We start from the raw sequence: 12,493 nt of genomic DNA on the forward strand, positions 1-12,493 counted from the left end.
AAAATTGGATATTCCTTGTTCGATATTCAATATACTAAAGAACGTCTTCCACTTCATCCAGCTTCACACCCACCAGGCGGGAAATACCGGTTTCAGGCATAGTTACTCCATACATCATCTCAGCTTTACTCATGGTCTGTTTGTTGTGAGTAATGATGATGAACTGAGTGTCTTCACTGAAGTTCTTGATCATCTTGGCAAATCGCTCAATGTTGGCATCATCAAGCGGGGCATCTACCTCATCCAATACACAGAAAGGGGATGGCTTTACGAGATAGATGGCAAAAAGCAGGGCAATGGCCGTCAGTGTTTTCTCACCACCTGAAAGTTGTGAGATACCGGAGGGGCGCTTTCCTCGTGGCTGGGCCTTGATCTCGATCCGTGCTTCCAACGGATCCTCAACATCTTGTTCGATCAGAAGGTCACAGTAATCATCCGCTTCAAACAGGGTCTTGAAGACCTTTTGGAAGTTGATACGGATCTTCTCAAAGGTGGTGTTGAATCGTTCGGTGGCTGTTTCGTTGATCTCATCAATGGTTTCCAGGAGCTGTTCTTCAGCTTCTTCAAGATCAAGGATCTGTTCCTCATAAAAATCGAGGCGCTCTTTTTCTTCTTTATACTCTTCAATAGCCAGGGGGTTAACCTCCCCGATGCTGTTTAGCTTTTGTTTCAGCCAGCTGATGCGCTCCTTGGCTTCTTCAGGCGACTTACTTTCCGGCAGAGTTTCATCTACCTGCTTCATCAGAATGCCGTAGGTCTCCCAGATGTGGTCGGACAGGGTCTGAGACTGCATCTCCATTTTTTCCCGGGCCATATCAAGGTGGTGGACGAGCTCCATATTTACCTCTTTGCGACGACGGACTTCCTTCAGCTCTTTTTCGATCTCATTGATCTTACCACGCTGTTTGGCAGCGGCTTCCTCTGCTTTTTCCAATGCGGCATCGGCCTCTTTTTTGGACTCACTGTTGGTGGTAATGGTTTCCTGAAGCTCCTTGGTACGGCCCGTGAGGGTCTCGATGCGTTCTTTACTTTCTTCAGTAAGCTGAGTTCGGTTTTCTATGCGTTTCTTGACGTTCTGAATACCGGTCTCAGCTCTCTGAACATCACGCTCCAGGTTGTCCACTTTATTCTTGAGATCCTGATGCTTTAACTGGGTATCATTATACCGGCTTTGGGCGATCGAGCGCTCGTCTTCGAGGGTTTCAAGGAGGTCTTTTTTCTCTTGCTGTTTTTCATCCAGCTCAAGCATTTTCTGCTGTAATTCCTTCTGTTTGGGCTGAATGGAATTAAGCTCTTCCTGAGCAGAGCCTTCGCTGCTTTTTAGATGATCCTTACGGTTTACCAGTTCACCGATATTCTTTTGATAGACGGACACTTTAGAGCTCAGGCTTTGCTGCTGCTGTTCAAGTCGGCGAACCTCCTGCTCTTTTTCCTTGAGCATTTGACTGAGCTTGGCAATATCAAGCTTCTCATATTTCTCTACGATCTGCTGAAGATATTCTTCAAGTTTGACGATCTCTTTGGCTGTCTTGGCTTCTTCTTTCTCCAGCTTCTCGATCTTGTCTTTCAGCCCGACCCGGATCCCGGCATTCTTCTTTTTACTCCCACTTTGAAAGAATTTGTGACCTGTAACCACTTCACCGTCAAAGGTCACCCCGATAAGATCTTTTTCAGAACGGGTTGCTTTGTAGGCATCTTCAACAGAATTGAATACCATCACATTACCAAGCAATAATTGCTTTAAAGCAGAATATTCCCGCTTGGATTTCACCTCATCGAACAGGCTGCCGTCTTTAACCGGATAGGTTGCTGCCAGTTGGTCAAGGGGAATGAAAGTGGCACGGCCTTTTTTATTTTCTTTGAGGATCCTGGCAGCACGTTGCGCTTCATCAAGGGTCTTTACGACCACAAAATTGAGAACATCACCCAATACAGCTTCTAAAGCCACGGCATGTTCCTGATCGGTGTCAAAGACTTCAGAAACCGTGGTCATGTCCTTGAAGTCGAACCGATGATTTTCGATCAGATATTTTACGCTGCCTGGGAATGCTTCATTGGAACTGGCAAGATCATTCATCAGGTTGATCTCAGATTCCAGGGATTCCTTCTTACTCTGAAGGGTTCTCAGTTCATCCTTGATCTCATTCTGTTTATCAGCAAACTGTTCACGTTTATCGCGAGCCGTTTCCAGTTCCTCTTCAAGTTCATCTCGCTCCACGACCAGTTTGTCCAGCTTCTTCTCGATGAGTCCTTGCTCACCGGTCATATTTTCGATCTCGTCATTCAGATCTGTGATCTCATCATCGATCCGTTCGAGGTCACCTTCAGTATTTTCGAGTCTACTCTCGATCTTGATCCGCTTGGTCTGAAGCTGATTCAATTCATTATTGGTGGCACTCAGCTGAACTTCGATCTCGTATAAGTCACTTCGCTCGCGGTTATACTGCTGCTGGATCTGGCCATACTTCTTTTTGGAATCTTCAAGAGCCTTGCTCGATTTATCCATTTCGTCATCAAAACTTTCCAGCTTGTTGCGGCTCGATTCCAACAGATCATTCAGTTCTTCAAGGTCGTTCTGGCCACTTTCAATATCCTTGGCATACTCGGTGATCACCTTCTTCTCATTCTCGATCTTCTCACGGGTGATCCGAAGGTTAGTATCAGCCTCTCTCAGGGCATTATGTAACTGACTTACTCTGCGTTGGGCTTCTGCCTGTTGTTTTTCTTTTTCAATAAGTTCTGACCTGGCCTTTTCATCATTGGCCTCAAGCTCTTCAATGGCCTTGGCTATCTCGCGTTTTTCCTTATCGGCATTCGCAATACGCTCTTTCAGCGGTTCAAGCTCTTCCTTGATCTTATTGAAATCATGAAGGGTCAGAGCTTTGTCAAGCTGCTCAAGTTCATCTCTGTAAATTTTGGCTTTTTCAGCTTTTTCAGCCTGAATTTCGAGGGAACGGGCTTTCTTTCTCAGCTCCACCAACAGGTCATCAACTCTTTGAAGGTCCTTGCGGGTTGACTCCAGCTTACGGATTGTCTTTTTTCGCTGATCCTTGTATTTGGTTACCCCGGCAGCTTCCTCAAATAACCTGCGGCGATCATTATTCTTGTCGTTCAGGATCTCTTCAACCATTTTGAGCTCGATCACAGAATACGCATCAGAGCCCATTCCGGTATCCATGAAAAGCTCCATAATATCCTTAAGACGGCAGCTGGTTCCATTGATCAGGTATTCACTGTCGCCCGACCGGTACAGTCGTCTTGAGATCGTAACTTCACTGTACTCGATAGGAAGAATTCCCTTATCGTTCACAAACGTAAGAGACACCTCGGCCATACCCAGAGCCTTCTTTTTTGCGGTCCCGTTGAAGATCACATTAGCCATGGCTGATGAGCGTAGAAGAGAAGGTCTTTGTTCACCCAGTACCCAGCGCAAGGCATCCACAATATTTGATTTACCACACCCATTCGGCCCAACGATGGATGTTATTCCACTGTCGAACTTTACCTTGGTTTTATGGGCAAAACTTTTGAAGCCTTGTAACTCTAATTCAGATATATACATGCAGTAGGGTTACGTGGTGCGGATTTTGGGTTACGGGTTAATTTGTTTTCCAGCTTGTCTCAACATAGTTGACAAAGCTATTAATTTTGCGACCTAATATATCATATCTGTTTAATAAATCAGTAAGAGGTTTTTCTTTAAAATAAATGTCACTTATCATATTTAGTTGTGAGATAGTTTCGTCGCATGAAGAATGGGCAAAAATTAGGAATCGAATAAATTCATCTTTATAACGCCTCCTTCCAAATCCTTCAGCAATATTATCTTTAATACTTTTTGAAGACCTTCGAATCTGGCTCCCTTGTTCGTACATTTCATATTTGGGAAGTGTCATTGTTAGGTCGTGAACCTCAAGCGCCAAATGATATGCCATCTGATAAATCTCTAAATCCCGATAACTTTTCATATAAATTAAACTGGCAACTATTGTTTGTAGACTCGAACAACACGCAACCTGAATCATGAAACCCGATACCCATTAAACAGTCATAATTTCTTTTTCTTTTTTCTCGAGCATCTCTTCCACTTTGGCGGTATAGCTATCGGTCAGTTTTTGGATCTCGTCTTCGGCCTCATATTTTGAGTCTTCTGAAAGGGATTCGCTTTCAACGGTCTTCTTGACAGAGTCATTAGCATTACGCCGGGAGTTTCGAATACTGATACGGGCTTGCTCTGCAATATCCTTTGAATGTTTTACCAGTTCCTTACGACGTTCTTCAGTTAGAACCGGCAGTGGAATGAGAATTCTTTCACCATCATTATTCGGGTTCAGCCCTAAACCGGCAGACATGATCGCTTTTTCAATATCTTCCATTGCAGAACGATCGTACGGTTGTACCACTAACAATCGGGGTTCAGGCGCACTGACATTGGCCAGCTGCTGGAGGGGCGTTTTGGAGCCGTAGTAGTCAACCTTTATGCCTTCAAGTAAAGCGGGGTTTGCCTTACCGGCCCGGACGTGAGAAAGTTCTTTTTTGAAGAAGGCAGTAGCTTCTTCCATATGCATTTCAGCTTCGTCAATAATTGCTTGTAGTTCTTCCGATATCATAATGCCATGGCTGTTTTAAATAGTGTTTGACTAAAACACGAAGTTAATAAAATCAGAAGTGAGGACAAACTCCCAAGAATGCAGAATTTGGACTAAGTTAACATAGTTTGGAATGCAAGTAAAAGGTCTCTGCCGTCCTGCTTCCCTGATTTTGAGTTAAAAAAGGCAAAAGGTTGAAAAAAGCGCTTTTCCTTCTTTTTAAAGTACGATACTAATTTTGAACTAATTGGAATAATCCTGAACTTTAGGGTCCGTTTAAAAACCCCCAAACCGCCTCACAGGCAGCAAAACAAAACAATTTTATGGCGAAGGTAGAAGTGGTAATGCCCCAAATGGGCGAATCAGTAATGGAAGGCACCGTAATTGAGTGGACCAAACAGGTCGGCGACACTGTAGAAGTGGATGAGACGCTGCTGGAGGTTGCGACTGATAAGGTGGATACAGAAGTGCCATCACCGGAGGCGGGTGTACTTGTGGAGATCCTTGCTGAGGAAGGTGACGTTATTGAAGTTGGAAAAGCCATTGCCATTATCGAAACGGATGCGGATGCTGCCGGTGATGTTTCATCCGGTGGTGCTTCCGATGATACTGCTGCAGAAGATCCCGAAGCAGAACAGGAAGAAACTGAGAATGATAGTGAGCCTGCAGAACAAGGATCAGCTCCTGCTGCCACAGGTGGTGATGAAGGTGAGCGAATTGAAGTTCAAATGCCACAAATGGGTGAGTCTGTAGTTGAGGCTACGGTCATTGGGTGGAATAAGCAGGTTGGAGATGAAGTAGAAGAGGATGAAACACTTCTTGAGATCTCGACCGATAAAGTAGACAGTGAAGTGCCATCCCCTGCCTCAGGTACTTTAGTTGAGATCCTTGCCGAGGAAAATGACACTATTGAAGTCGGGCAAACCATTGCAGTTATTGCAACAGGCAAAGGTGCAGCTGCATCTGCAGGAAGTGCACCGGCACCGAAAAAAGAACAGAAGCAGGAAAGTAAGTCGTCAGAAACTCAAACTCAGACGGCACCATCTTCAAATGGCACATCAAGTGGTTCTGAACCACAAAGAATGGGAAGTGATGGACGATTCTATTCTCCATTGGTTCGATCCATTGCAAAGGAAGAGGGAATAAGCCAGGAAGAACTTGAAAGTATTGAAGGCTCCGGTCAAAATGGCCGTGTATCCAAGCAGGATATTCTCTCCTATGTGGAAGATAAGAAAGCCGGTAAGGTATCGGCCCCTGCGTCTCAGCAGTCTGCTTCAGCAGGTGGCGGGCTAAGTAAGCCAACATCCAAATCTTCATCCGGTTCCAGTGATTCGATCTCAGCCGGTAAGCTTGATGTCAAGCACTCACCATCCGGTGATGTGGAAGTCATCAAAATGGATCGCATGCGTAAGATGATCGCTGAGCATATGGTGAAGTCGAAGCAGACATCTGCTCATGTTACCACCTTTGCGGAAGTGGATGTGACCAATATGGTGAAATGGAGAAATGCGAATAAAGTTGAGTTCCAGGAGAAGACCGGAACACGACTGACATTCACACCATTGTTTGTGGAAGCCATCATCAAAGCCATGCTTGAATTCCCACTCATCAACAGTTCTGTGGTTGGGGATGAAATTCACCTCAAAAAAGATATTAATTTTGGATTAGCCGTAGCCTTAGGCGAGGGTGGTGAAGGAGGTCTCATTGTTCCTGTAATTAAGAAAGCGCAGGAAAAGAACCTGGTAGGACTTGCCAACTCGGTGAATGAAGTAGCTAACAAGGCCAGAAGTAAGAAACTGAGTCCGGATGACCTGGTAGGCGGTACCATCACCCTGACCAACTACGGAAGTGTGGGGAACCTCATGGGTACCCCGATCATCAATCAGCCTCAGGTTGCCATCATTGGGACCGGTGCTATTGAAAAACGACCGGTTGTGATGGAAACTGAAGCCGGAGACGTGATCGCTATTCGCCAAATGATGTTCCTCTCCATGAGTTACGATCACAGGATCATCGATGGGGCTCATGGCGGTGCTTTCCTGAACAGGATCAAAGAGATCCTCGAAGACTTCGATAAGAATCGTTCAGTCTGATAAGTGCCGGAGATATACTTAGTATTGATCTTAAAAAGCGCTCTGAAAAGGGGCGCTTTTTTTGGTTAATAAAGAGCGTGCATACCGGAATCTTTACTTCAGTAAATAAATTCTTACTTTAAGCGCCCTCATTAAAAGCCGTACATTATTTATCTAAAATTGTATGATACAGTGCAATACCATTAATGAAATAAGAGAACAGGTCAACCTCCTGAAAAAACAGGGGAAGACTGTGGCATTTGTTCCAACCATGGGGGCCTTGCACCAGGGGCACCGTTCTCTTATTAGGTTGGCCAAAGCACATGCTGACGAAGTAGTGGTTTCGATCTATGTGAACCCTGAACAGTTTGGCCCTAATGAAGATTTTGAGGATTATCCGCGCCAGCTGGAAGACGATATCAAGGCTTGCGAAGATGAAGGGTGCAACGTAGTCTTCACCCCAGATGATGAGATCATGTATGGTTCCGGAAAGAAATATTTATCCATACAGATCCGGGAACTCAATAAATATATGGACGGAGGCAGTCGGCCTGGATTCTTTGAAGGTATTGTCTTGGTGGTTAATAAATTATTTAACATCATCGAACCGGATTTTGCGGTGTTCGGCCAGAAGGATATTCAACAGGTGCAGATCATCAAACAGATGGTCAAAGAGTTCAATCATAATGTTGAGATTGTCATGGCACCGATCAAAAGGGCGGATGATGGGTTGGCGCTGAGTAGCAGGAACGCTTATCTGACTCACGAGCAGCGTATGATCGCTCCTTATCTTTATTCGTCTCTTAAGAGAGTGGAAGAGAAGATCCGGAATGGATTGCTTGAGCCGGAAACAGTGTTAGGGCAACAGCAGGAGGAACTTAAAGCGAAAGGATTTAAAAATGATTATCTTAATGTGTTTTCCTTCGATGTAATGGCTCCGGTTAGAAAACTGGAACCGGGTAATACATATATATTGGCAGGCGCAGCTTATTTAGGGAAAACGCGCCTTATTGATAACCTTATTTTAGACCTCTGATTTAGATATAGTATAATGAAGATCACAATGTTCAAATCTAAACTGCACCAAATGGCAGTTACTGAAGCAAACCTGATGTATGAAGGCAGTATAACCATAGATCAGGACCTGTTGGATGCCGCTAATTTACTACCCTATGAGAAGGTGCAAGTGCTGAATATAACAAACGGAGCACGCCTTGAAACTTATACCATTCCGGGAGAAAGGGGAAGCCGTGTCTGTTGCCTGAATGGTGCGGCTGCTCGTCTGACACAGGTTGGAGATCGTATCATTGTGATCAGCTATGCAGAAATGACTCCTGAAGAAGCTAAAGAGCATAAACCAAAAGTGGTGATCGTTGATGAGAATAATGATCCGAAGGAGATCCTGGAAAATACAACGCATGGTAACTCTTACGATCTGGAAACCGGGTTGGTCGACAATACACTGGTAGAATAGAATAGCTGACAGTACGGTCTTCGGGTTAACTGTAATAAATTGATCACAGAACTGTTAAAACAAGGTCATCCTCTGATCCTGTTTTGCAATTTTTAATAATAAGGGGTGCAAGTTATCTGAATAGATGGATTCTATCATAGTGAGGATTGAGACTTAAAAAATTAAAACTAATTTTATAGTATATTTGCCAGGGTGGAGCACTGCAGCATCCCGACCATTAAAACAGAATACCGTATATGAAGAAAAAATATTTGATACCAATAAGTGCGATCGCTTTGTTACTCATTAGCTGGATGATACTTGGTGGGGATGTTGATGAATCAGTTGAGTTGACAACGACCCCAAAAAGTGGGGAATTTGTGGTTGATGTAACGACTACAGGGGAATTAAGAGCAAAAAATTCTGTTGAGATCCGCGGGCCACAAGGTGGGCGGGATGTAAGATTATTCAACCTGACCATCCAAAGATTGATACCGGAAGGTACTATTGTTGAAAAAGGAGATTTTGTAGCTGAACTGGATCGCTCAGAAATAACGGGTCGCCTTCAGGATGCCATGCTGGAATTACAACAGGCACAGTCTCAGGTAACACAAGTTTCGCTGGATAGCACCCTGACTCTTTCTCAGGCTCGGGATAATCTCATTAACCTGGAGTATGCAGTGGAAGAACGGCAAATAGCCGTTGACCAATCCAAATATGAGTCACCCGCTGTGCAAAGGCAGGCAGAAATCGATCTGGATAAGGCACGGCGCCAATTAGAGCAGGAAAAAAAGAATTATGTGACGAAAGTAAAACAAGCTGAAGCTCAAATGAGTGAGGTTGAAGCCGACCTGCAGGAAGAGCAAAATGAAGTAGACAAGATCCGTGCACTGATGCAGGAATTCACGGTTCGGGCCCCGGCAAACGGTATGATCATCTACAGAAGAATGGGGAATGGGTCTAAAGTATCTGAAGGCAGCGAGATCAGTGCCTGGAATCCCACGGTGGCTGAGCTGCCAGATTTTTCAGTTATGGAATCGGTGACCTACGTCAACGAGGTGGATGTGCAAAAAGTAACCTCAGGACAAAGTGTGGTCATAGGTCTTGATGCCATTCAGAATAAATCCCTGTCAGGTAATGTAACCAGCGTTGCCAATATTGGAGAGCAACGTTCCGGTTCTAATTCAAAAGTGTATGAGGTTGTGATCGAGATCTCAGATACGGATTCTACACTAAGACCGGCTATGACCACAAGTAATAGGATCATCGTTGAGGAGCTGGATGACGTTATGTTCATTCCCCTTGAGACCATTCATGTTCAGGATTCAACAAGTTTTGTATTCAGACAGTCTGGATTATCAACCGTGATGCAGGAGGTCGATCTTGGCCTGATGAATGAAAATGAGGTGGTTGTTCATCGAGGATTAGCCATGGATGATGTGATCTATTTGTCTGTACCGAATGATACGGCTGGAGTTGATAAGGTCTATCTGGAAGAAGCTATCACCTCAAATTAAAGGCCTGTTTTGCTCCAGAAAATATTATACAACTTTGACATCGCACTTGAAGCTATTCAGCGAAATAAGCTGAGGGCATTTTTAACGTCATTAGGTATCATCTTCGGGGTATCTTCAGTGATCGCGATGCTGGCTATTGGTAATGGGGCTCAACAGGAAGTGCTGACCCAAATGCAGTTATTGGGCACAAATAATGTGATCGTTCAGCCAGTTGTGGAGCAGAGGCAGGGAACAGTCAGTGATGGGGAGGAACAGCAGCAGTCAACCAAATTCTCACCCGGTCTTACCATGGAGGATCTCATTAGTATCAGGGAGTTGATCCCCGAGGTCGAAAAACTAAGTCCTGAGATCGTCTACGAAACTAATTTTATTCGGGAAGCAAGGATGAGAACCGGGAAGCTGGTAGGGGTTAACACCGATTATTTTGATATCAGTAACTTTGCCATCGTTGAAGGGAGTAATTTCAGTGATATTCAGATCAATGAGGCGGATCCGGTTTGTGTGATCGGTTATGATGTTAAGACCCGTTTCTTTGCCGGGGAAGATCCCATTGGGAAAAAGATAAAAGTAGGTCACTTGTGGCTGACGGTTGTGGGGGTTCTGGAAAAGAAAGAGGTGTCTACCGAGAATATTGAAAACCTTGGTATCAGAAACTTCAACCTTGATATATATGCTCCGGTTACTACCGTACTTTTGAGGTTTAGAAACCGAGCGGTAGTAACGTCCAATGATCTGAAGCAGGGAGGCGGTTCAACGGTGGTAGTTGGAGGTGGTATGATGATATTTTCATCCGGCGGGAGTTCAACGAATGATAGCGGTGATGGAAACTACAATCAGCTCGACCGGCTTATCGTGAAGGTTACTGATACCAAATTTAGCGGAACCATTGCTGAGATCCTGTCCAGGATGCTCAAAAGAAGGCATAATAATGTGGTCGATTTTGAGATCATCGTTCCGGAACAGCTCCTGAAGCAGGAACAGCAAACCAAACGCATTTTTAATATCGTACTCTCCACTATAGCCTCGATCTCATTGATCGTTGGCGGTATTGGGATCATGAATATAATGCTGGCTTCTGTGGTTGAAAGGTTCCGTGAGATCGGGGTTAGAATGGCGGTTGGTGCTCAGAAAAAGGATATAGAACTACAGTTTTTGACGGAAGCCTTGACCATCAGTATAACCGGAGGATTTCTGGGTATAGTGCTGGGACTGGCATTCAGTTATGTGATCGAGGCAACCGCTGATATTGCAACTATTGTTACACCAATTTCAATTTTCATATCATTTGGAGTGGCCGTTCTGATTGGGGTGGTATTTGGATACTACCCTGCCAAGCGAGCTGCTATGCATGATCCTGTACACGCATTACGCCATGAATAAATTCCTATTTCTTATTTCTGTTTTCATCATTTCTGTTATTCTGGCAACAGATATTCAGGCACAGACACAAAGAACCTTAACACTGGAAGAAAGTATTGAGGTCGCAAAAGATTCAAGTCCGCTGGCCAGGGCTGCAAATTTTGAATTGATCTCGTCTAAATGGAGGTATCGTTCATTTCGGGCCGATCTGCTGCCAAGCCTTGATCTGGATGGCGATATTCCGGGTTATAGCCGCGCAATAACTGCAAATCGCTTGGATGATGGCAGTACGATCTATCAGGAAGAAAGTCAGTCGCAATCTTCGGTTAACCTATCGATAAACCAGAATATATTGCCTACCGGTGGGCGGTTGTCACTTTCAAGTGGCATAAACAGGTTGATATTATTTGATGGAGGGTTAAATGGAGATAATATATACCGATGGCAGAGTACTCCATTGGTTGCCTCATATATACAGCCTTTGTTTCAGTACAATAACCTGAAATGGAGAAACCGTATTGAACCTCTTAGATATCAAATAGCACAGAAGCAATTTGTTGAAGACATGGAGGATCTGGCATTTACGGCAACTCAGAGCTTTTTTGATTTCCTGCTGGCTAAGATCAATGTAGAAGTGGCTGAGTTCAATGTCACAGTTAATGATTCCATTTACAATATCTCACAAGGCCGTTATCAGGTTGGCAGTATTGCTGAAAATGACTTGCTTCAAAGTGAATTGCAGTTGCGTAATGCAGAGACTTCACTGACAACCGCCAATTTGAATTTCCAAAGAGCTGAAGAAAATTTTAAAGCCCTATTAGGAATACCTGATGATACCGTTGTTGAAGTTATTATTCCGGAGGATGCACCTGATCTGAATATTGATGTGGATAAAGCGCTTGAGCTTGCCAGGAAAAATAACAGTACATCATTGGAATTCGAATTGAGTGAAATACAGGCAAATCAGGCATATGATCAAGCTCGAAAAGAAGCCGGGTTTTCAGCTACATTTCAGGCAAGCTATGGTTTGAATCAAACAGCAGAAGATTTTAAAGACGTATACAGTGACCCGCAGAACCGACAGTTTTTTACGTTAGGTTTCCAAATACCAATATTTAACTGGGGTAAGAATACAGCGCAAATTCAGGCTGCAAGAAATCAACAGGCAGCTACAGCAAATACTATAGCATACCAAAAATTGCAATTTGACCTGAGTGTACGCAGCACTGTCCGTGAGTTTTCTCAGCTTCGCAACCAGGTAGAGTTGGCAGAGGCTTCAGATGAAATTGCCGACCGGCGTTATGAAGTGGCTAAGAATCGTTACCTGATCGGGAAGATCGATGTCACCAACCTGTTCATTGCCCAGAATGAAAAAGACAGCGCCCGGCGCAGTTATATTCAGGCCCTGCGTAATTACTGGACAGGGTACTACAATCTAAGGCGCCTTACACTGTACGATTTTCAAACCGATAGGCCCATTGTTATTATCAATGAGAACTAACC

General features: G+C 44.2%; 9 protein-coding genes. 6 read left to right on the plus strand and 3 right to left on the minus strand.

The genetic code is table 11. The features are described from left to right. Nucleotides 1-34: 34 nt before the first annotated feature. The 3 genes from smc to frr form a co-directional block, all read right to left on the minus strand. Nucleotides 35-3,562, minus strand: coding sequence for a chromosome segregation protein SMC (gene smc / locus AC13FX_RS00960; RefSeq protein ID WP_482878532.1), 3,528 nt, complete (start codon nucleotides 3,560-3,562; stop codon nucleotides 35-37). 37 nt (nucleotides 3,563-3,599) lie between these two features. Beyond that, on the minus strand, nucleotides 3,600-3,968 hold the full coding sequence (locus tag AC13FX_RS00965) for a four helix bundle protein (protein ID WP_482878533.1): 369 nt from the start codon (nucleotides 3,966-3,968) through the stop codon (nucleotides 3,600-3,602). Between the two features lie 72 nt (nucleotides 3,969-4,040). Next, nucleotides 4,041-4,610 (minus strand): ribosome recycling factor, encoded by a 570-nt coding sequence (frr, locus tag AC13FX_RS00970; protein ID WP_482878534.1) that lies wholly within the window; start codon nucleotides 4,608-4,610, stop codon nucleotides 4,041-4,043. Between the two features lie 302 nt (nucleotides 4,611-4,912). Between frr and sucB the strand changes: the two genes are divergently transcribed. From sucB to AC13FX_RS01000, 6 genes are all read left to right on the plus strand, one after another. After that, nucleotides 4,913-6,682, plus strand: a complete 1,770-nt coding sequence (gene sucB, locus AC13FX_RS00975) for a 2-oxoglutarate dehydrogenase, E2 component, dihydrolipoamide succinyltransferase (RefSeq protein WP_482878535.1) — start codon at nucleotides 4,913-4,915, stop codon at nucleotides 6,680-6,682. A gap of 163 nt (nucleotides 6,683-6,845) precedes the next feature. After that, entirely contained in the window at nucleotides 6,846-7,697 is an 852-nt protein-coding gene (panC, locus tag AC13FX_RS00980; RefSeq protein ID WP_482878536.1) for a pantoate--beta-alanine ligase, read from the plus strand. A 15-nt stretch (nucleotides 7,698-7,712) separates the two neighbouring features. Then, the gene (panD, locus tag AC13FX_RS00985) at nucleotides 7,713-8,135 is read left to right on the plus strand and encodes an aspartate 1-decarboxylase (protein WP_482878537.1); all 423 of its coding nucleotides are present in this window, start codon (nucleotides 7,713-7,715) and stop codon (nucleotides 8,133-8,135) included. A gap of 236 nt (nucleotides 8,136-8,371) precedes the next feature. Continuing rightward, nucleotides 8,372-9,631 carry an efflux RND transporter periplasmic adaptor subunit gene (locus AC13FX_RS00990; protein WP_482878538.1) on the plus strand — a complete coding sequence of 420 codons (1,260 nt, stop codon included), beginning with the start codon at nucleotides 8,372-8,374 and terminating at the stop codon, nucleotides 9,629-9,631. A 9-nt stretch (nucleotides 9,632-9,640) separates the two neighbouring features. Continuing rightward, nucleotides 9,641-11,011 carry an ABC transporter permease gene (locus AC13FX_RS00995; RefSeq protein ID WP_482878539.1) on the plus strand — a complete coding sequence of 457 codons (1,371 nt, stop codon included), beginning with the start codon at nucleotides 9,641-9,643 and terminating at the stop codon, nucleotides 11,009-11,011. Then, nucleotides 10,980-12,491 carry a TolC family protein gene (locus AC13FX_RS01000; RefSeq protein ID WP_482878540.1) on the plus strand — a complete coding sequence of 504 codons (1,512 nt, stop codon included), beginning with the start codon at nucleotides 10,980-10,982 and terminating at the stop codon, nucleotides 12,489-12,491. The genes AC13FX_RS00995 and AC13FX_RS01000 overlap by 32 nt, the downstream gene beginning before the upstream one ends. Nucleotides 12,492-12,493: the final 2 nt, after the last annotated feature.

It is taken from the genome of Gracilimonas sp. B-17 (assembly GCF_056857935.1).